18 protein-coding genes are annotated in these 19,377 nt (G+C 74.2%); 13 read left to right on the forward strand and 5 right to left on the reverse strand.

Features of this window, described 5'->3' with window-relative positions; all coding sequences use genetic code 11:
• Positions 1–69: 69 nt before the first annotated feature.
• A complete protein-coding gene (gene gabT, locus ACH9D2_RS08290) occupies positions 70–1,413 on the forward strand; it encodes a 4-aminobutyrate--2-oxoglutarate transaminase (RefSeq protein ID WP_396362365.1) in 1,344 nt (447 codons plus the stop codon).
• Positions 1,414–1,526: 113 nt separating this feature from the next.
• Here the strand turns inward: gabT and ACH9D2_RS08295 are convergent, their stop codons facing one another.
• Entirely contained in the window at positions 1,527–1,973 is a 447-nt protein-coding gene (locus tag ACH9D2_RS08295; RefSeq protein WP_396362366.1) for a hypothetical protein, read from the reverse strand.
• Positions 1,974–2,103: 130 nt separating this feature from the next.
• Between ACH9D2_RS08295 and ACH9D2_RS08300 the strand changes: the two genes are divergently transcribed.
• Positions 2,104–3,615, forward strand: coding sequence for an amidase family protein (locus ACH9D2_RS08300; RefSeq protein WP_396362367.1), 1,512 nt, complete (start codon positions 2,104–2,106; stop codon positions 3,613–3,615).
• On the opposite strand, the gene ACH9D2_RS08305 is transcribed toward ACH9D2_RS08300, so the two are convergent.
• Positions 3,612–3,803, reverse strand: coding sequence for a hypothetical protein (locus ACH9D2_RS08305; protein WP_396362368.1), 192 nt, complete (start codon positions 3,801–3,803; stop codon positions 3,612–3,614). The two genes, ACH9D2_RS08300 and ACH9D2_RS08305, sit on opposite strands and share 4 nt — an antisense overlap.
• A 176-nt stretch (positions 3,804–3,979) precedes the next feature.
• Here ACH9D2_RS08305 and pgm point away from each other — a divergent pair, with 176 nt between their 5' ends.
• The gene (pgm, locus tag ACH9D2_RS08310) at positions 3,980–5,614 is read left to right on the forward strand and encodes a phosphoglucomutase (alpha-D-glucose-1,6-bisphosphate-dependent) (protein WP_396362369.1); all 1,635 of its coding nucleotides are present in this window, start codon (positions 3,980–3,982) and stop codon (positions 5,612–5,614) included.
• On the opposite strand, the gene ACH9D2_RS08315 is transcribed toward pgm, so the two are convergent.
• Positions 5,604–6,296, reverse strand: a complete 693-nt coding sequence (locus tag ACH9D2_RS08315) for a metal-dependent transcriptional regulator (protein ID WP_396362370.1) — start codon at positions 6,294–6,296, stop codon at positions 5,604–5,606. The genes pgm and ACH9D2_RS08315 overlap by 11 nt on opposite strands.
• A gap of 223 nt (positions 6,297–6,519) precedes the next feature.
• Between ACH9D2_RS08315 and ACH9D2_RS08320 the strand changes: the two genes are divergently transcribed.
• From ACH9D2_RS08320 to ACH9D2_RS08340, 5 genes are all read left to right on the forward strand, one after another.
• The gene (locus ACH9D2_RS08320; RefSeq protein ID WP_396362371.1) at positions 6,520–7,053 is read left to right on the forward strand and encodes a DUF4242 domain-containing protein; all 534 of its coding nucleotides are present in this window, start codon (positions 6,520–6,522) and stop codon (positions 7,051–7,053) included.
• A gap of 126 nt (positions 7,054–7,179) precedes the next feature.
• On the forward strand, positions 7,180–8,271 hold the full coding sequence (locus ACH9D2_RS08325; protein WP_396362372.1) for an acyl-CoA dehydrogenase: 1,092 nt from the start codon (positions 7,180–7,182) through the stop codon (positions 8,269–8,271).
• Positions 8,247–9,011 carry an ATP-binding cassette domain-containing protein gene (locus tag ACH9D2_RS08330; RefSeq protein ID WP_396362373.1) on the forward strand — a complete coding sequence of 255 codons (765 nt, stop codon included), beginning with the start codon at positions 8,247–8,249 and terminating at the stop codon, positions 9,009–9,011. The genes ACH9D2_RS08325 and ACH9D2_RS08330 overlap by 25 nt, the downstream gene beginning before the upstream one ends.
• A complete protein-coding gene (locus tag ACH9D2_RS08335) occupies positions 9,008–10,189 on the forward strand; it encodes an ABC transporter substrate-binding protein (protein WP_396362374.1) in 1,182 nt (393 codons plus the stop codon). The genes ACH9D2_RS08330 and ACH9D2_RS08335 overlap by 4 nt, the downstream gene beginning before the upstream one ends.
• On the forward strand, positions 10,186–11,085 hold the full coding sequence (locus tag ACH9D2_RS08340; protein ID WP_396362375.1) for an ABC transporter permease: 900 nt from the start codon (positions 10,186–10,188) through the stop codon (positions 11,083–11,085). The genes ACH9D2_RS08335 and ACH9D2_RS08340 overlap by 4 nt, the downstream gene beginning before the upstream one ends.
• A 3-nt stretch (positions 11,086–11,088) precedes the next feature.
• On the opposite strand, the gene ACH9D2_RS08345 is transcribed toward ACH9D2_RS08340, so the two are convergent.
• Both ACH9D2_RS08345 and ACH9D2_RS08350 read right to left on the reverse strand, forming a co-directional pair.
• The gene (locus tag ACH9D2_RS08345) at positions 11,089–11,271 is read right to left on the reverse strand and encodes a CDGSH iron-sulfur domain-containing protein (protein ID WP_058875364.1); all 183 of its coding nucleotides are present in this window, start codon (positions 11,269–11,271) and stop codon (positions 11,089–11,091) included.
• Positions 11,272–11,402: 131 nt separating this feature from the next.
• A complete protein-coding gene (locus tag ACH9D2_RS08350) occupies positions 11,403–12,464 on the reverse strand; it encodes an iron-containing redox enzyme family protein (RefSeq protein WP_396362376.1) in 1,062 nt (353 codons plus the stop codon).
• Between the two features lie 217 nt (positions 12,465–12,681).
• On the opposite strand from ACH9D2_RS08350, the gene ACH9D2_RS08355 reads away from it, so the two are divergent.
• The 5 genes from ACH9D2_RS08355 (at position 12,682) to ACH9D2_RS08375 (ending at position 19,360) form a co-directional block, all read left to right on the forward strand.
• Complete coding sequence (locus ACH9D2_RS08355; RefSeq protein ID WP_396362377.1) at positions 12,682–14,040, forward strand: uracil-xanthine permease family protein; 1,359 nt, start codon at positions 12,682–12,684, stop codon at positions 14,038–14,040.
• 149 nt (positions 14,041–14,189) lie between these two features.
• Positions 14,190–14,591, forward strand: a complete 402-nt coding sequence (locus tag ACH9D2_RS08360; RefSeq protein WP_396362378.1) for a hypothetical protein — start codon at positions 14,190–14,192, stop codon at positions 14,589–14,591.
• Between the two features lie 38 nt (positions 14,592–14,629).
• Positions 14,630–15,055: a four-helix bundle copper-binding protein gene (locus ACH9D2_RS08365; RefSeq protein ID WP_396362379.1), complete on the forward strand. Its 426-nt coding sequence runs from the start codon at positions 14,630–14,632 to the stop codon at positions 15,053–15,055.
• A gap of 1 nt (position 15,056) precedes the next feature.
• Positions 15,057–17,474, forward strand: a complete 2,418-nt coding sequence (gene ppsA, locus ACH9D2_RS08370) for a phosphoenolpyruvate synthase (RefSeq protein ID WP_396362380.1) — start codon at positions 15,057–15,059, stop codon at positions 17,472–17,474.
• Positions 17,471–19,360, forward strand: a complete 1,890-nt coding sequence (locus ACH9D2_RS08375) for a heavy metal translocating P-type ATPase (protein WP_396362381.1) — start codon at positions 17,471–17,473, stop codon at positions 19,358–19,360. Before ppsA ends, ACH9D2_RS08375 begins: the two co-directional genes overlap by 4 nt.
• The last annotated feature ends 17 nt before the right edge of the window (positions 19,361–19,377 follow it).

Below are 19,377 nucleotides of genomic sequence, written 5' to 3' on the forward strand. Positions count from 1 at the left end.
CCGTCCCGTGCCGGCGCACGCCCGCTCGACGTCCTCACCACCCCGCCCCCACAGAAAGGAGATCTCGCCGTGACCGAGATCCAGTACCGGCTCGAGCAGGTCCGTCGCGTCGACGGAGCCCTCCCGGGCCCGAAGTCCCGCGAGCTGACCGAGCGGCGTGCCGCGGCCGTCGCCTCCGGAGTCGCCTCGTCCGTGCCGGCCTACGCCTCCGACGTCGACGGCGGGATCGTGCTCGACGTGGACGGCAACCAGCTTGTCGACCTCGGCTCCGGCATCGCCGTGACCACCGTGGGCGGCTCCGCCCCCGCCGTGGTCGCCAAGGTGCAGGAGGCGGTGGAGCACTTCACGCACACCTGCTTCATGGTCACCCCGTACGAGGGCTACGTGGCCGTCTCGGAGAAGCTCGCCGAGCTCTCCCCCGGCGACTTCCCGAAGAAGGCGGCACTGTTCAACTCCGGCTCCGAGGCCGTGGAGAACGCCGTGAAGATCTCCCGCGTGCACACCGGCCGCCAAGCCGTCGTCGTGTTCGACCACGCCTACCACGGCCGCACGAACATGACCCTCGCGATGACCGCCAAGGTGATGCCCTACAAGCAGGGCTTCGGCCCGTTCGCCGGGGAGGTCTACCGTGTGCCCGTGTCCTACCCGTTCCGGGACCCGGAGGGCATGACCGGCGCCGAGGCCGCCCGCCGCGCGCTGCTCCAGGTGGAGAAGCAGGTCGGCGCGGAGAACGTCGCCGCCGTCGTGATCGAGCCCGTCCAGGGCGAGGGCGGGTTCATCGTCCCGGCCGACGGCTTCCTGCCCGCGCTGTCCGAGTGGTGCACCGGCAACGGCGCCGTGTTCGTCGTCGACGAGGTGCAGTCCGGCATCGCGCGCACCGGCGAGTGGTTCGCCGTGGACCACGAGGGCGTCGTCCCCGACCTGATCACCGTGGCCAAGGGCGTGGCCGGCGGCATGCCGCTGTCCGGCGTGGTCGGCCGCGCGGAGATCATGGACTCCGTGCACGCCGGCGGCCTCGGCGGCACGTACGGCGGCAACCCCGTGGCCTGCGCCGCCGCCCTGGGCGCGCTGCAGACCATCGAGGAGTGGGACCTCGTCGCCCGCGCCCGCAGGGTCGAGGAGATCATCCGCGAGGAGCTGGCCCCGGTGGCCGAGGAGACCGGCATCGTGGGCGAGATCCGCGGCCGCGGGGCCATGATGGCGCTCGAGTTCGTCCGGCCCGGCGGCACGGAGCCCGACGCCGACGCCGCGAAGGCGATCGCCGCGGACTGCCTCGCGCAGGGCGTCATCGTCCTGACCTGCGGGACCTTCGGCAACATCGTGCGCCTGCTGCCTCCGCTCGTCATCGGTGAGGAGCTGCTGCGCGACGGCCTGCGGGTGCTCGCGCAGGCCGTCCGCAGCGCGGCGCAGTAGCACCGCCGGCCCGCCGTCACGAGGGGCTCCTCCGCACGGAAGACGCGTCTCCCGCCGTGCGGAGGAGCCCCTCGGGCGTGCCCGGTGACGGACGGCCCCGGGCACGGTGGGCGTCAGCCGGAGCAGCGCTCCTGCAGGCCCCTGACCTCCTGGACCACGCTGATGAAGGAACGTTCGCCCTGACGGAAACCGGAGACCGCCTCACGGACCGAGGTCAGCTGCCCGGACAGCTCGTCCGGGGCGGTGGCGGCGAGCTCGTCGACCTCGGCGAACAGTCCCGCGGGATCGTCCCTCAGCTGCTGCGGGGCGGAGTGCACGGTCTCGAGCACGCGGGCGCACGTCTGCTGGACGGTGGCGACCGACGCGTCGTCGGAGGCCGTGGGGGCGCTCGTGGCGGCGGAGGCCGTGGGGGCGCTCGTGGCGGCGGACGCCGGACCGTCCTGCCCGGCACCGGCAGCGGGGTCCCGGTCGGCGAGGGAACAGCCGCTGAGGGCCAGGAGCAGGACGGCCGCCGTCACCGCGCGGGTCACCGAGGGAAGGGGCACACGGTCTGTCGGCACGGGGATCTCCTGCGGGGTCGAGGAACCGGAGGGGCGTGGGCACGCCCCGACACCCGTCAAGCCTACTAGCCTGGGCCCAGCACCCCGCGGACCCCGGACGGGAACCGCACGACCCCGGACAGGAGCCTCGGTGACCCCGATCGGAGACCTCAGCGCCGTGCAGCTGCGGGACGCGCTGGCGCGCGGAGACGTGGGCGCGGTCGAGACCGCCGAGCACTTCCTGGCCCGGATCGAGGAGCGCAATCCGGCGCTGGGGGCGTTCGTCCACGTGGCCCCTGACCTCGCCCTCGCCCGGGCCCGCGCGCTCGACGCGCTGCCCGCCGGGGCCGCGCGCGGGCCTCTGCACGGCGTGCCGCTGGCGGTGAAGGACCTGCACGACGTCGCGGGGATGCCCACCACCTACGGTTCCGCCGCGGTGGCGGGGCAGCCCGGGGGCGCGCCCGTGGCGCGGACCGACGACGACCTCGCGGCCGTGCTGAGCGCGTCCGGTGCCGTGTGCCTGGGCAAGACCCAGGTGCCCGAGTTCGGCCTCAACTGCTACTCCGAGAACCTCGTGGCCCCGCCCGCCCGGAACCCGCACGACCCGTCGACGGGGGCCGGCGGCTCCTCGGGCGGTCAGGCCGCGGCCGTGGCGGCGGGCCTGCTCCCGGTGGCGCCGGGTTCCGACGGCGGAGGGTCGGTGCGCATCCCGGCGGCGGCGTGCGGGCTGGTCGGGCTCAAGCCCAACCGCGGCCGGGTGCCCACCGCGGACGCGCAGTCCGACGCCGCCCAGCTGGTGGTGAACGGCCCCCTGGCCCGCACGGCCGAGGACGCGGCGCTGCTGCTCGACATCCTCTGCTCCCCCGCGCCCGGCCCGGCGCACGGCAACGTGGTGCGCCGGGCGGTGCGCGCCGCCCCGCAGGGGTCGTTCCTCGACGGCGTGCGCGCGGCCCGGCGGGGCGATCCGCCGTGGGGGGACCGGCCGCTGCGGATCGGGGTGAGCACCGCCTCCCCGTTCGACACCGTCCAGGACATCGAGGTCTCCCCGGAGGCGCGCGCCGCCCTCGACGCGGGCGTCGCCGGGCTGCGGGCCGCCGGGCACGAGGTCGAGGAGGCCGGGCTGTCCTACGACCCCGAGTACCCCGGGGCGTTCTTCGACGTGTGGACCACCTCGATGGGCACCGCGCCCCTCGACGACGACCAGGCGGAGAGGCTGACCGGGCTCGCGGGCGCCTTCCGGGCCCGCGCCCTGCGCCGGTCGGCGGTCGAGCTGGCCCGGGCCGTGAACGTGCTGCGCCGCGTCGAGCAGGACGTGGTGCGCGCGTACGGCGCCTGGGACGTGGTCCTGACACCCGCGCTCGCCATGACTCCGCGCCCGCTGGGCTGGTACTGGGAGGGCTACGACCTCGCGGACCCCGCCGGCGCGGACCAGGACTACCTGCGCCAGTGCCGGTACACGCCGTGGACCTCGATCGTGAACGTCGTGGGCCTGCCCGCGGTGACCGTCCCGACGCTGTGGACCCGCCCGGCGGGCGACGACGACGCACCGCTCGTGCCCATGGGCGTCCAGCTCATCGGCCGTCCGAGCGCGGAGGCGCAGCTGCTCGCCGTCGTCGCCCAGCTCGAGGACCTGGGTCTGCCCGGGCCCCGCCCCGCGGCCTAGGAGTGGCCCAGGGCCTCCTCCGCCTCGGGGTCGTCCCCCGGCTCGGTGGCCGCTTCGGGGTCCTCCTCCGGCTCGAAACCGGTCGCGTTCTCGTCGGTGGTCAGCCCGATGCCCTGCTCGTTGTCCGGGACGGTGCCCTCCGGGCCCTTGCCCGAGCCCTCGGTCGACTCGTCGGGTGCGTTGCTCATGGTGTCGGTCCCCTCGTTCGGTCCTGCCCGCTCTGGTGCCCTCATCCTGTCCCACCGGCCGCGATTCCTCCAGCCCCCGGTGCGGCCCGCTCCCGCCCGGCACGGAGCACGAAACCTGGCGACCCGATCGCGTGCCAGTCCCCGCGCGCCGTCCGCCCGGCGGTAGGTTGGGCGCCATGACCAACCGTGCGGGCACCGTCGCCCAACCCAGTGACCTCGTCGACCTCGGCAAGCTCCTCGACGCCTACACCGACGTCGCGCCCGACCCGTCGGACCCGGACCAGCGCGTGGCCTTCGGCACGTCCGGGCACCGGGGCTCGTCCCTCAAGGCGTCGTTCAACGAGCAGCACATCGCGGCGATCACGCAGGCCATCGTGGAGTACCGCGCCGGCCAGCAGATCACGGGCCCGCTGTTCATGGGCAAGGACACCCACGCGCTGTCCGGGCCCGCGCAGGACACCGCCCTCGAGGTGCTGGCCGCCAACGACGTGACGGTGCTGCTGGACTCCCGGGACGGCTACGTGCCCACCCCGGCGCTGTCCCACGCGATCCTGACCCACAACACGGGCCGGGCCGAGGGGATGGCCGACGGCATCGTCATCACGCCCTCGCACAACCCGCCCTCCGACGGCGGCTTCAAGTACAACCCGCCCAACGGCGGCCCCGCGGACAGCGACGCCACCGAGTGGATCGCCCAGCGCGCCAACCAGTTCCTCGAGAACGGCATGGCGGGAGTGCGCAGGGTGCCGCTGGCCCAGGCGCGGGCGGCCGGGACCACCGGCGGCTACGACTTCCTCGAGGAGTACGTGCGGACGCTGCCGGAGGTCGTCGACCTCGACGTGGTCCGCGACTCCGGGCTGCACATCGGCGCCGACCCCATGGGCTCGGCCTCCGTGGCCTACTGGGGCGAGATCGCCCAGCGCTTCGGTCTGAACATGACCGTGGTGAACCCGGAGGTGGACCCCCAGTGGGCGTTCATGACCCTCGACTGGGACGAGAAGATCCGGATGGACTGCTCCTCCCCGTCCGCCATGGCCTCGCTCATCGGGAACCGGGACAAGTACGACATCGCCACCGGCAACGACGCCGACACGGACCGCCACGGCATCGTGACCCCGGACGCGGGCCTGATGAACCCCAACCACTACCTGGCGGTGGCGATCGACTACCTCTTCCGCGAGCGGACCGGCTGGTCGCCGGACGCCGGGGTCGGCAAGACCCTGGTGTCCTCCTCGATCATCGACCGGGTGGCGGCCTCCCTGGGCCGCGAGCTCGTGGAGGTGCCGGTGGGCTTCAAGTGGTTCGTGCCCGGGCTGATGGACGGCTCGATCGGCTTCGGCGGCGAGGAGTCCGCGGGCGCGTCCTTCCTGCGCCGGGACGGCTCCGTGTGGTCCACCGACAAGGACGGGATCATCCTGGCGCTGCTGGCCGCGGAGATCACGGCCCGCACCGGGAAGACCCCGTCCCAGCGCTACGCGGAGCTCACCCAGGAGTTCGGCGCCCCCGTCTACCAGCGCATCGACGCCCCGGCGAGCCGGGAGCAGAAGGCCGCCCTGAAGAAGCTCTCCCCGGCCCAGGTGGAGGCGGACACCCTGGCCGGCGAGCAGATCACGGCGAAGCTGACCAACGCCCCCGGCAACGGCGCGGCGATCGGCGGGCTGAAGGTGACCACGAAGAACGCGTGGTTCGCGGCGCGGCCGTCCGGCACGGAGGACGTCTACAAGATCTACGCGGAGTCGTTCCTCGGCGAGGAGCACCTGGAGCAGGTCCAGCAGGAGGCCAAGGCCCTGGTGGACGGCGTCATCTCCTGACCGGAGGCGGTCCGGGCCGGTCCTGCGGCCGGACCCAGACCGCCTCCGCGGCGAGGACGTCGACCTCGACGACGTCCCCGCCCACCAGCACGGACACCGCACGGGCCCGGTGCTCGCCGAGCACGAGCTCCGTGCCGGGCCGGATCCCGGCGGTCCCGAGCCGGCGCAGCACGTCCGGATCCGCGTCGGAGACCCGGGCCACCAGCACGGAGCTGCCCGGCGGGACGTCGGCCAGGAGCACGGCCGGCGCGGACGGCACGGTGCCGTCCCGCCGCGGGATCGGGTCACCGTGCGGGTCCCGCTCCGGGTGGCCCAGCAGTGCCTCCAGCCGCGCGACGAACTTCTCGCTCACGGCGTGCTCGAGCACCTCGGCCTCCTCGTGGACCTCGTCCCACCCGTAGCCGAGGCGGCCGGTGAGGAACGCCTCGAGGATCCGGTGCCGCCGGACCATCTGCACGGCGACGTCCCGGCCCCGGTCGGTGAGGACGATCCCGCCGTGGGCGGGGCGGCTCAGCAGGCCCTGGGCGGTGAGCTTCTTGACGGCCTCCGACACGGTGGACGGGGACAGGCCCAGCCGCTGGGCCAGCCCGGTGGTGGTCACGGCGTCCGAGGACCACTCCTGGGCCAGCCAGACGGTCTTCAGGCAGTCCTGGACGGACCGGTTCAGCTCTTCCGCGCGCACGCCCCCAGGGTAGCGGCCCCCGGGACCGCGAGCCCCCGTGCCGTTCCGTGCAGGACGGGGAGGGACGCATTTTCCACACCAAGGGCCCCCGGATCGAGCAGAACCAGCGAAAGAGCGCGATGTTTCGAAGTGTGACGTCTCCCGCGACGTCCCGGAGCAAGGAGCCTAGCCTGGAACCAGTGCCCGCGCGGCTCGGCCGCGGCCCCCTTCCGGAAGGAATCCCATGTCTCTGCACCTGCTCGAGATCGTTCCCGCCTCCGCGTCGAAGGACGCCGTGACCCAGCTCATCGCCACGGTCTCCGAGGCCGTCTCCGCGGCGGGCGCCGAGTTCATCGAGTCCCAGGTCACCGCCGATCACGGACGGGTGTTCGTGATCGTCGAGGCCGACAGCGACGAGGGCCTCGCCCAGACGGTGCGCACCGCCGCAGGGGACGCCGCCGCGGAGGTGACCGGCCCTGACGCCGTCCGCCTCGTGGGCGCCGAGCTCGAGGACATCAAGAAGCTCAAGGGCGACGCGCAGTTCCTGGTGGAGTGGGACATCCCCGCGGAGATCACCATGGAGCAGTACCTGGCGCGCAAGAAGGCCAACTCCCCGAAGTACGCAGAGGTCCCCGAGGTCTCCTTCCTGCGCACCTACGTGCGCGAGGACACCGCCAAGTGCCTGTGCTTCTACAACGCTCCCGACGAGGCGTCCGTGGAGCGCGCACGCCAGGCGGTGGGCACCCCGTTCGACCGGATGTTCAAGCTCAACGTCTGAGCGGGACGCAGCACTCGACGACACGGCGGCCCCCACGAGCCGGGGGCCGCCGTCGTGCTTCCCGCCCCGGGTCCGTCCGCCGCGCGGACGAGCCCGCCCCGCACTCCCAGGCAGAACGGAAGACCCATGACACAGTCCACGCGATCCCCGTCCACGGCCGGCGGGCCGGTCCCCGAGAGCCGGCCGCTGCTCGCGCCGCTCGTCGACTACCCGGACCACGACTTCGTCCGCCGCACCGCCGCGGCCCGTGCCCGCGACGTCGACACGGCCGCCGCCTCCCCGCTGGAGACCCTGCGCGAGCTGGGCGACCGCGGGCTGCTGGACCTCGGCCTGACCGGGTCGCTGGCCACGCAGGCCGCCGTCGTGTTCGACCTCGCCACCGAGTGCACCGCCACGGCGTTCTCCCTGTGGGCGCACCGGGCGACCGTCGAGTACCTCGCCGCCACCGGCACGGAGCTCTCCGCCGACGTGCGGTCCGGTGCCGTGCCCGGGTGCTCGGCGATGGCGCCGGCGTTCAAGGACGCGGCCGGCATCGGGGAGATCCCCGTGACCCTCACCGCCGGCCCCTCGGGACCGGTCCTCAACGGCACCGTGCCGTGGGCCTCCAACCTGTACCCCGAGGGCGTCGTGGTGCTGCCCGCCGTGCGGGAGGACGGCTCGCGCGCGGTGCTCCGGACCCGGGTCTCGGCGCCCGGCGTGACAGTGCGGCTGCTCGAGAACCTGATGGCGCTCAACGCGACGGCCTCGGGCGTGCTCGTGCTCGAGGACGTGCCCGTCGACCTGGCCGAGGACCTGCTCAGCGAGGACGTCCCGTCCTTCCTCGCCGCCGTCAGGGGCCCGTTCCTGCTGCTGCAGACCGCCTTCTGCCTCGGCCTCTCGGCCGCCGCGCTGACCGCCGCGCACGAGGCCCTGCAGGGCGTCGCCGAGGTGTTCCGGGAGGAGCTGGAGGAGGCGACCGCCGAGTACCGGCGCCTGCGCACCGACCTGCTGCGCCTGGCGGACACGCCCCGCGAGGCCGGCCCCCGGGAGCTGTTCTCCCTCCGGCTGGACGCCGCGCTGCTCACGGGCCGGGCCACCCGGATCGAGGGGAAGGTCGTGGGCGGGCGCGGCTACGCCATGACCTCCCCCACGGCGCGCCGGGCCCGCGAGGCCGCGTTCCTGCCCGTGCAGTCCCCGACGGAAGGTCACCTGCGGTGGGTACTGCAGAACCTGGCCTGAGCCGCGCCGCGCCCGCCTCGCGGCCGGCGCTCACCGTCCGCGGCCTGCGCAAGAGCTATCCGGGGGCCTCCGCCCCCGCCCTCGACGGGGTGGACCTGACCCTGCGCAACGGCGAGACCCTCGCGGTGCTGGGCCCCAGCGGATCCGGGAAGTCGACCCTGCTGCGGGCGATCGCCGGGCTCGAGCCCCTGGACGGGGGCAGCATCGAGTTCGGGGACACCGACGAGCGCTTCGCCGTCGTCTTCCAGGACCCCGGGCTGTTCCCCTGGCTCTCGGTGCGCCAGAACATCGCCCTCGGCGGCCGGTACCGGCGCAACCGCGACCGCTTCGAGGACTCCCGCGTGGACGACCTGCTGGGGATCCTCGGGCTGACCCCGCTCGCGCACACCCCCGTCCAGGAGCTCTCCGGCGGGCAGGCCCAGCGCGTGTCGGTGGGCCGCGCGCTCGCGGTGCGCCCCGACGTGCTCCTGCTCGACGAGCCGTTCAGCGCCCTGGACCCGGCGACCCGCAAGGACCTGCAGCTGTGGCTGCGCGCGCTCGCGACCGAGCTCGACCTGACGGTCTTCCTCGTGACCCACGACGTCGACGAGGCCATCACCCTCGGCGACCGGATCGGCTTCTTCGCCGGTCCGCGCGGGTTCCGGCAGCAGTGGGTCCCGGCGCAGGACGGCACGACGGCCGAGCAGATCCTCGCCCACTACCGCGGGAGCGACGACGGCTCCGGGAACTGGGTCATATGAGCGCCGTCGGGCCGAGCCGGCGGGTCCTGCTGCGCGCCGGGGCCGGTGCCGCGGCCCTCACCGGGCTCGGCTGGGGCGCCGGTGCCCTCTACGCGGACAGCCAGCAGGACGCCCGCGGCGCGGCCGGCCCGGCACGCCCCGTGCGGATCGGGTACCTCCCCATCACGGACGCCTCCCCCCTGCTGGTCGCCCACGCCAACGGGTACTACGACGACGCCGCCGTCCCGGTCGCGGACCCGGTGCTCTTCCGCAGCTGGGCGTCCCTGTCCGAGGCGTTCGTGGCGGGCAAGGTGGACGCGATCCACATGCTCATGCCCATGGCGCTGTACATGCGCTACGGGCTGCGGGCCGACGTCCGCATCACGGCCTGGAACCACATCAACGGTTCCGCCCTCACGGTCCGCCCGGACGTGGAACGGCTCGAGGACCTGTCCGGGGAGTCCGTGGCGATCCCCGCGTGGTGGTCCGTCCACAACGTGATCGTGCAGAAGATGCTGCGCGAGGCCGGTCTCACCCCGGTGATGCGGGAGGCCCCGTCCCGGCAGCGCCGCACCGTCGCCCTGCTGCCCATGGCCCCCTCCGACATGCTCCCGGCGCTGAACAACGGGGTGATCGGCGGCTACGTGGTCGCCGACCCGTTCAACGCGGCCGCCGAGGCGAAGGACGTGGGGAACATCCACCGGTTCCTCGGCGACGTCTGGCACGACCACGCGTGCTGCGTGACGATGATGCGCGGCGAGCTCATCCGCAACCGCCCGGCCCAGGCCCAGGGGTTCATGGACGCCCTCGTCCGGGCGCAGGCCTGGGCCCGGCAGAACCGCCCCGAGACCGCGGCGCTGCTCTCCGCCGACTACCTCCCCCAGCCCAGGCCCGTGATCCAGAAGGCCCTGACCTACCACGCCGCCGAGCACCAGGACGCCCTGCACCACCCCGCGTGGAACGGCGAGCGCCTGGACTTCCGCCCGTACCCGTACGCGAGCTTCACCGAGGAGCTGGTGCGCGCCATGCAGGAGACGGTCGTCGACGCGCCGGCCGGGTTCCTCGACGGCCTGGACCCGGCCGCCGCCCATCGCGAGCTCGTCGACGACACGCTCGTGACCCGCAGCATCGAGAAGATCGGCGGGCTGGGCGTCTTCGGCCTGACCGGCACGACCCGCACCGAGGAGATCGACCCATGAGCGCCCCGCACCGGACCCCGCAGGACGCCTCGGGGACCCCCACCGACCTCGACGACGTCGCCCGCACCGGCCCGTCCCGCACCGACCCGTCCCGTACCGGGCCGGACCGCTCCGCTCCGGCGCGGACGACCCGGCGCACCGGGTCCCGCTGGACCGGCCCGGCCTGGGGGATCTTCGGGGTGCTGGTCACGGTCGCCGTGTGGTGGGCGTTCACCCACGCCGCGGCGGGCGCCAGCACGATGATCGCCGCGTTCCAGCCCGAGCGCATGCCCGGCGCCGTGGCCTCGCTGTTCGAGCGGGGCGTGGTGGTCCAGGACGGCCTGACGAGCCTGTGGCGGCTGCTGTGCGGGCTGGCCGTCGCCACGGGCCTGGGCGTGCCGCTGGGCCTGCTCATCGGCTCCTACCGGCGCTTCCGGTGGACCAGCGCCCCGGTGGTGCAGTTCCTGCGCATGGTCTCCCCGCTGTCCTGGGCGCCGGTGGCCGTGGCCCTGCTGGGCGTGGGCAACGCTCCCGTCATCTTCCTCGTGGCCGCCGCCGCCGTCTGGCCGATCACCATGAACACGGCCGCGGGCGTGAAGGCGCTGGATCCGCTGCACCTGCGGGTCGCCGAGACGCTCGGGGCCACCCCGGTCGAGCGGCTGCGCACCGTGGTGCTCCCCAGCATCCGGCCGTTCGTCATGACCGGCGTGCGGCTGGCCCTGGGGATCTCGTGGGTGGTCATCGTCCCGGCCGAGATGCTCGGGGTCAGCAGCGGCCTGGGCTACGAGATCCTCAACGCCCGTGATCGGCTGGCCTACGACGAGATGCTCGTGGTGATCCTCGTCATCGGCCTGCTGGGCATGGCCCTGGACCAGCTCGCGCAGTGGCTGCTGCGCGAGCCGGGCCCGCGCCGCTGAGGCTCAGCGGGCCCGGAAGCGGGCCCGCTTGTGCGAGCCGTCGCAGAACGGCTTGATGGACGAGGCCCCGCAGCGGCACAGCGCCACGGTGGCGCGCCCGGGGTCGATGGGCCGGTCGTCGCCGTCCAGCAGCTCGTAGCCGCCGCGCACCAGCAGCGGGCCGTCGGGGCACACGGTGATCGTCACCGGCTCGGTGGACCCGCCGGCCGCTGCCGGCCCGGGGTCGGGGAGCGACGAAGGGTCGGGGACCGGTCCGGGGTCGGGGAGCGACGAAGGGCCGGGGAGCGGCCCGGAGTCCTCGCTGCGCTGCGCCGCGCTCACCGGACGAGCTCCGCGGCGCCGCGCCGGGCGGGCTCCGCCGTGGCCGGGCGCAGCGCGGACTCCCCCGCCTCCCACCGCCCGAGCGCCTGGTGGGCGGCGAGCGCGTCCAGGTGCAGGACGCAGCGCGCGCCGAAGAAGACGTCCGCCGCGACGGCGGGCTCCTCGACCACGAGGCCGCCGGCCATGTCCCGCGCCGCGATCTGCTCGTGGGCGGCGTCGGCCTCGACGTGCTCGTCGTAGAACGCGGCCGCGGCCGGCAGCCCCAGGCGGTGGAAGCCGCGCGCCAGGAACTTCGAGGGCACGGAGGACGTCATCTCGTACATCGCGAGGTGACCCACCACCGCGCCGCGCAGCCGGCGGTGCAGACCGAACATCGTGATCGTATTGACGCCGGCGAGCCACTCGGCGGGCACCCGGTCCACGGCGCTGCCGTAGGAGTCGTCGAGGCCGGCCTCGCGCATCCCGGCCGCGAACAGGGCCGAGTGCATGCGGGAGGCGTTGCCGCCCCCGTACTCGTCGACCTGGATCTCGATCAGTCCGGCCTTCGCCCGGCCGCTCAGCCGAGGGATGCCCCAGGTGTGCGGGTCGCCCTCCATGAGCTGGTAGACGGACTTCAGCTGCAGGAACTCCCGTGCCTGCTCCCCGTCCGCCCGGCCGGAGAGGTGGCGCGCGAGGCTCGGGCCGTCGTCCTCGGCGGCCATGGCGAACAGGGCGTCGGCGACCGACTGCGGCGTGCCGGGCACGGTGTCGGCGGGCAGCTCCGCGCGCAGCTGCGCCTCGAGCGCGCCGGAGAGGACCTCCCGGGCGCGCAGCAGCTCGGGGTCGCTCTCCCAGCGGTCGTCGACCCCGTCGACGCCCTGGTAGTGCAGGGCGTGCAGGACGAACAGGCCGAGCTGGACGTCCTCGTCCTCGAGGACCCCGTCCGCGCGGGACACGGCGGCACGGGCGGCCGCCGGCAGGGCCGCGGCCCGGGCCTCGGCCCCGGGGGTGCCGGGCTCCTCCCGGAGCACCGCGAGGAGGTCCTCACCGAGCGGCCCTCGTGGCTGTGGCTGACGCATGTGTCGACTCCTGTCCGGACGTTGGGGGGTGATCGACCACCATCATAGTTTCCGTCACCGTGCTGATCATATGGAGGGCGTCCGACACCTCCCGGGGGCGGGCCCGGCGCCCTGGCCCGCCGGCGGGCCCAGGGCCCCCTCTCCGCCCGGCAGGGGCACCGAGTACAGTGGTGGAGGCCCGGATCCGGGCTCCCACCCCGCCGTCGAGGAGACCCGCATGAGTTCCCCCGTGCCCGGACGCACCGTCACCACCCGCCTCGGCCTGGGCTGGCGCCTCCACGGCGACGGCCGCACCGTCACCGCCGGTGAGGTCGTCACGCCGCGGGAGCGGCTCACCTGGCCCCGCACGATCACGATCGGCGCGCAGCACGTGGTGGCCATGTTCGGCGCCACGTTCCTGGTGCCGCTGATCACGGGCTTCCCGCCGTCCACCACGCTGTTCTTCTCCGGCGTAGGCACGATCCTCTTCCTGGTGATCACCGCGGGCCGGGTGCCGTCCTACCTCGGCTCGTCCTTCGCGTTCATCGCCCCCATCACCGCCTCGATGACCCAGTACGGTCCCGGCGGCGCGCTGGGCGGCGTCCTCATGGCGGGCGCGGCGCTGTTCCTCATCGGCCTGGCGGTGCAGTACGCCGGCACGGCCTGGCTCCAGAAGCTCATGCCGCCCCTGGTCACGGGCACCATCGTGGCGCTCATCGGGTTCAACCTGGCGCCGTCGGCGAAGGACAACTTCATGGCCGCCCCCGTCACCGGGTTCATGACCCTGGCGTCCATCGTCCTGATCTCGGTGGTCTTCCGCGGCCTGCCCGGCCGGCTGTCGATCCTGCTCGGCGTGCTGATCGGCTACCTGACGGCGGTGGTCCGGGGCGAGGTGGACTTCTCCGCGCTCGGCACCGTGTGGCAGGAGCAGGGGCTCTTCGGGCTGCCCCCGTTCCAGACCCCCGAGTTCCACCTGCCCCTGATCGGCCTGTTCGTCCCCGTCGTGCTCGTGCTGGTGGCCGAGAACATCGGGCACGTGAAGTCCGTGGCCCTCATGACCGGTGACGACCTCGACCCCTACATCGGGCGCGCGATCATGTCCGACGGGCTCGCCACCGTGATCGCCGGCTCGGGCGGCGGCTCCGGCACCACGACCTACGCCGAGAACATCGGTGTCATGGCGGCCACGCGCGTCTACTCGACGGCGGCCTACTGGGTCGCCGCCGTCGTGGCGATCCTGCTGAGCGTCTTCCCGGTCTTCGGCGCCGCGGTGGCCACGGTCCCCGCGGGGGTCCTGGGCGGGGCCGCCACGGTGCTGTACGGGATGATCGGCATGCTCGGCGTGCGGATCTGGGTGCAGAACCGCGTGGACTTCTCGAACCCGGTCAACCTCACCACCGCCGCGGTGGCCATGATCATCGGGGTGGCCGACTACACGTGGGAGGCCTCCGGACTGCAGTTCGCGGGCATCGCCCTGGGCACCGCGGCCACGCTCGTCGTCTACCACCTCATGGCGTTCCTCGCCCGCGTGCGGGGGACGGTGAGCACCGACCCCCTCGCCCCCGACACCACGCGGCTGCCCTCGCCCCTGGGCTGAGTGCCGCCGAGCTCCCTTCTACTCGTCGGTAGAGGAAATGTGCCCCCGAGAGGCCGCAACTCTTGGTGAGCCAGGTCTCCTTTCCCCTAGCGTGGAGTGCGGGAAGGCCGAGCAGCCGGCCACGCACCACGAGCTGCAGGGGAGACACCATGCACCACAAACCGTCCGTTCTCGTCCAGGTCGATCTCGACGGCCGGCACATCCGGCTCGTGGTCAGCGGGTGCGTCACCGAGCTCAACCACCGGGCCCTGTGCCCCCTGGTCCGCCGCGCCCGAACCCTGACGCCGGACATCGCCGTGGTCGTGGACCTCACCGCCGCCCACCACGTCGAGCCGGCCGCGGTGGACCTGCTGCGCTGGGCCGCGGAGCACGAGGACGCCGTGCGCGGCACGCCCGCCGTCGACTTCGTGCTGCCCGCCGAGTTCCCCGGGCACGGCACCGTCACCCAGCTCGCCGAGTGGGTGGGCGCCCACCGCCACGCCGGGACCCCCGAGCCCGCACGCCGGGCAGCGCGGTCCCGGACCGCCCCGAGGCCGCGCCTCGCGGGCTGAACCGCCCCGTACCGGTCCCACCAGATGGAGGACAGACCGTGAGCACGATCAGCCGCGCCCTGATGGCGCACCCCGCCGCACCCGAGCTCACGCACGACGAGCGCGCGGCCGAGGCCGAGTGCATCGAGGCGTGCCTCGACACCGCCCAGATCTGCCGGATCGCGGCCGACGCCTGCGTGGAGGAGGACGCCGTCGCGGACCTGCGCGAGTGCCTGCGCACCGAGCAGGACTGCGCGGCGATCTGCTCGGCCACCGCCCAGGTGCTGGCCCGTCTCGGCTTCCCGGAGCCCGGGGACGGCCGGGCCGTGCTGGTGCCGCTGCTCGAGGCGTGCCGGGCGGCGGCCCGGGTGTGCCGGGACGCGTGCCGCAAGCACGACGAGGTCTACGAGCACTGCGCCCTGGCGGCCGAGGCCTGCGAGCGGTGCGACGAGGCCTGCGCGGCCCTGCTGGCCAGGAGGAGCTGACGTGGCCGCCCCCGAGGTCCACTGGTTCGAAGATCTCGGGATCGCGGACGTCCCCCGCGTGGGCGGCAAGAACGCCTCTCTCGGGGAGATGGTCCGGGAGCTGGCGTCCCGGGGCGTGCGCGTGCCGGGCGGCTTCGCGACCAGCGCGGACGCCTACCGGTCCTACGTGACGGCCAACGGGATCGGGCCCGCCCTGCGGGACCGGCTCGAGGACCACCGCGCGGGCCGCGCGACGCTGCGGCAGACCGGCGCCGCCGTGCGCGAGCTGTTCCTGCGCGGCGAGTTCCCCGAGGAGACGGCGCGGCAGATCCGCCGGTTCTACCGGGAGCTGTCCGAGCGCACCGGCCGCGCCGAGCTGTCCGTGGCCGTGCGCAGCAGCGCGACCGCGGAGGACCTCCCGGACGCGAGCTTCGCCGGCCAGCAGGAGACCTTCCTCAACGTGGTCGGCGAGGACGAGCTGCTGGAGGCCTGCCGGAGGTGCTACGCGTCCCTGTTCACGGACCGGGCGATCACCTACCGGGAGCTCAAGCGGTTCGACCACCTCGCGGTCGCCCTGTCCATCGGGGTGCAGGAGATGGTGCGCTCGGACCTCGGCGGCTCGGGGGTGATGTTCTCGATCGACACCGAGAGCGGCTTCCCCCGCGTGGCCGTGATCAGCGCGGCGTGGGGCCTCGGCGAGACGGTCGTGCAGGGCACCGTGGACCCGGACAAGTACCTCGTCTTCAAGCCCCTCCTCGACGTGGCGGAGCTCCCGGTCGTGGAGCGCACCCGGGGGGCCAAGCTGCACAAGCTCGTCCACGACGACGACGCCCCTGCCGGCGCCGCCGCCACCCGGCTCGTGGAGACCTCCCCCGCCGAGCGGGAGGCGTGGGTGCTCGACGACGCCGACGTCCTGCAGCTCGGCCGCTGGGCCGTGCTCGTCGAGGACCACTACGGCCGCCCCATGGACCTGGAGTGGGCGAAGGACGGGCTGACCGGCGAGCTGTTCCTGCTGCAGGCCCGGCCGGAGACCGTCCAGGCCGGACGCAGCGGGACCCGTTTCACGGTCCACCACCTCCAGGAGGAGGGACGCGTGCTCGCGGTGGGCGCCGCGGTCGGGGACGCCGTGGCGACCGGTCCGGCGTGCGTGGTGCGCACCGCGGCGGACATCGAGTCCTTCCGGGACGGGTCGGTGCTCGTCACCGAGATGACGGACCCGGACTGGGTGCCGGTGATGAAGCGTGCCGCCGCGATCGTCACCGACCACGGCGGCACCACCAGCCACGCGGCGATCGTCAGCCGGGAGCTGGGCCTGCCCGCCGTCGTCGGGACCGGCGACGCCTCACGGACGATCCCGGAGGGCCAGGAGCTGACGGTTTCCTGCGCGGAGGGCGACCGGGGCACGGTCTACGAGGGCACCCTCGCGTTCGACGTGGAGGAGGTCGACCTCGGGGAGCTGCCGGACGCGCGCACCGCCGTCATGGTCAACGTGGCGAGCCCCGCAGCGGCCTTCCGCTGGTGGCGGCTGCCGGCCGCGGGGGTGGGGCTGGCCCGGATGGAGTTCGTCGTCAACAACATCGTCGAGGTCCACCCCATGGCCCTCGTGCACCCCGAGCGCGTGCACGACGAGGCGGACCGGCGGCGGATCGCGCAGCTGACGGCGGGCTTCGCGGACGGGCAGGAGTACTTCGTGCAGACGCTGGCGCTGGGCATCGCCAAGCTCGCCGCCCCGTACCACCCCCGGCCCGTGATCGTGCGGCTCAGCGACTTCAAGACCAACGAGTACGCGCACCTCGTGGGCGGTGCGGCCTTCGAGGAGCCCGAGGAGAACCCGATGCTCGGGTTCCGGGGCGCCTCGCGCTACTACGACCCCCGGTACCGCGAGGGCTTCGCCCTCGAGTGCCGGGCGCTGCGGCGGGTCCGCGAGCGCATCGGCTTCGACAACGTGGTGGTCATGGTCCCCTTCTGCCGCACCGTGGCGGAGGCGGACCGGGTCCTGGCCACGATGGCCGAGCACGGGCTCGAGCGCGGGCGGCAGGGCCTGAAGGTGTACATGATGTGCGAGATCCCCTCCAACGTGATCCTGGCCGAACAGTTCGCCACGCGGTTCGACGGCTTCTCCATCGGCTCCAACGACCTCACGCAGCTCGTGCTGGGCGTGGACCGGGACGCGGAGGCCCTGCGCGCGCTGTTCGACGAGCGGGACGAGGCCGTGACCCGGATGATCAGCGAGGCGATCCGCAAGGCCCACGCCGCCGGCATCCCCATCGGCATCTGCGGCCAGGGTCCCAGCAACCACCCCGACTTCGCCGAGTTCCTGGTGCGGGAGGGGATCGACTCGATCTCCCTGAACCCGGACAGCTTCCTGCGCACCGCGCGGCGGATCGCCGAGACCGAGCGGCGCCTCGCGGCCCGGCCCGGGGGCCCCGCGGACGCATGAGCCTCTCCGTGGGCGCACGCCCCGACCTCGACGTCGACCCGGGCCGCGCGGCCCGGCTGCTCGAGTTCCCGCGGCGCTATCCGCTCGTGGCCGTGACCCTGGCCGTGGGCGCCGTGGTCGTGGGGCTGCTGGTCGCCGGGCAACCGGGTCCGGCGCAGTGGCTGGGCTCGGGCTGGGCGCTGGCCGTGGCCGCCCGGGTGGCGTGGGGCATGGTCGGGGACCTCCTCGCCGGGCACTGGGGGGTGGACCTGCTGGCCATCACCGCGATCAGCTCCACCGTGGCGGTCGGCGAGTACCTGGCGTCCCTCGTGGTGGTCCTCATGCTCACCGGCGGGCAGGCTCTCGAGGACTACGCCGCTAACCGGGCCCGCAAGGAGCTCAACACGCTGCTCGAACGGGCCCCGGTGCTCGCCCACCGGCGGCACCCGGACGGGTCCGTCCAGGACGTCCCGGTCGAGGAGGTCCGGCCCGGGGACGAGCTGCTGGTCCGCCCCGCCGAGGTCGTGCCCGTGGACGGCCGGCTGGTCGACGCGGAGGCCGAGTTCGACGAGTCCTCCATCACCGGGGAGAGCCTGCCCGTGACCCGCCGCGCCGGGGATCCGGTGCTCTCCGGCGTGCTCAACGAGCAGCAGGCCGTGGTGCTGCGGGCCACCGCGACCGTGGCGGACAGCCAGTACGCCACGATCGTGGCGATGGTGCGCGAGGCCGCCGAGTCCCGTGCGCCGGTGGTGCGCCTGGCCGACCGCTACGCCGTGCCCTTCACGGCGTTCGCCTTCCTCGTGGCCGGGCTGGCGTGGTGGTACCACGGGGACCCGGTGGTCTTCGCCGAGGTCCTCGTGGTGGCCACCCCCTGTCCGCTGCTGATCGCCGCGCCCGTGGCGTTCCTGGGCGGGATGAGCCGGGCGGCGCGCAACGGCGTCATCATCAAGAACGCCGGAACGCTCGAACGGCTCGCGGCGGTGCGCACCGCCGCCTTCGACAAGACCGGGACGATCACCTACGGCCGCCCCGAGCTGCTGGCCGTCCACGCCCGCCCCCCGTTCCCGGAGGACGAGCTGCTGCGCCTGACGGCGTCCGCCGAGCAGTACTCCTCCCACGTGCTCTCCGCCTCGGTGCGGGACGCCGCGCTCGCCCGGGGGCTGCTGCCGGCCCCGGCCGAGGCGGCCCACGAGGAGGCCACCCAAGGGGTCACCGCCACTGTGGACGGGCGCCTCGTGGTGGTCGGCAAGCGCGCCCACGCGGCCCGCTCCGCCCCGGACGTGGTCGAGCAGGCGCTCGGACCGGGCGAGCTGGCCGTCTACGTGGCCGTGGACGGCCGCTTCGCCGGCACCCTGGTGATGAGCGACCGGGTGCGCGAGGACGCGGCCGCCACGATGGCGCAGCTGACCGGGCTCGGGGTGCGGGAGATCCTCGTGCTCAGCGGCGACGCCCGCGCGACCGTCGAGCACGTCGCCGCGGCGCTGGGCATCACCCGCGCGCTGCCCGAGTGCCTGCCCGAGGACAAGGTCCGCACCGTCCGCGACGCTCCGGACCGGCCGGTGCTCATGGTCGGCGACGGCGTCAACGACGCCCCCGTGCTCGCCGCCGCCGACGTCGGCATCGCGATGGGCGCCCGGGGCGCGACGGCCGCCAGCGAGTCCGCCGACGTCGTGATCCTCACGGAGGACCTCGCCAGGACCGCGACCGCGGTGCGGATCGGCCGGCGCACCATGCAGGTGGCCCTGCAGAGCATCTGGCTGGGCATCGCCCTGTCCGTGGCGCTCATGCTCGTGGCCGCCACCGGGGCGATCCCTGCGATCTTCGGCGCCCTCAGCCAGGAGGTCGTGGACCTCCTGGCCATCCTCAACGCCCTGCGCGCCCTGCGCGGGCCGCGCGGCGAGCCGTGACGGGCCGGCCCCGGTGC

This window comes from Kocuria rhizosphaericola, from assembly GCF_044462205.1.
GTDB classification, from domain to species: domain Bacteria; phylum Actinomycetota; class Actinomycetes; order Actinomycetales; family Micrococcaceae; genus Kocuria; species Kocuria rhizosphaericola.

Coding starts and splice junctions, on each gene's coding strand:
- ACH9D2_RS08305 (WP_396362368.1), bottom strand. CDS start 3,803: ATGAGCAACGCACCCGACGAGTCGACCGAGGGCTCGGGCAAGGGCCCG.
- pgm (WP_396362369.1), top strand. CDS start 3,980: ATGACCAACCGTGCGGGCACCGTCGCCCAACCCAGTGACCTCGTCGAC.
- ACH9D2_RS08320 (WP_396362371.1), top strand. CDS start 6,520: ATGTCTCTGCACCTGCTCGAGATCGTTCCCGCCTCCGCGTCGAAGGAC.
- ACH9D2_RS08325 (WP_396362372.1), top strand. CDS start 7,180: ATGACACAGTCCACGCGATCCCCGTCCACGGCCGGCGGGCCGGTCCCC.
- ACH9D2_RS08335 (WP_396362374.1), top strand. CDS start 9,008: ATGAGCGCCGTCGGGCCGAGCCGGCGGGTCCTGCTGCGCGCCGGGGCC.
- ACH9D2_RS08340 (WP_396362375.1), top strand. CDS start 10,186: ATGAGCGCCCCGCACCGGACCCCGCAGGACGCCTCGGGGACCCCCACC.
- ACH9D2_RS08350 (WP_396362376.1), bottom strand. CDS start 12,464: ATGCGTCAGCCACAGCCACGAGGGCCGCTCGGTGAGGACCTCCTCGCG.
- ACH9D2_RS08355 (WP_396362377.1), top strand. CDS start 12,682: ATGAGTTCCCCCGTGCCCGGACGCACCGTCACCACCCGCCTCGGCCTG.
- ACH9D2_RS08360 (WP_396362378.1), top strand. CDS start 14,190: ATGCACCACAAACCGTCCGTTCTCGTCCAGGTCGATCTCGACGGCCGG.
- ACH9D2_RS08375 (WP_396362381.1), top strand. CDS start 17,471: ATGAGCCTCTCCGTGGGCGCACGCCCCGACCTCGACGTCGACCCGGGC.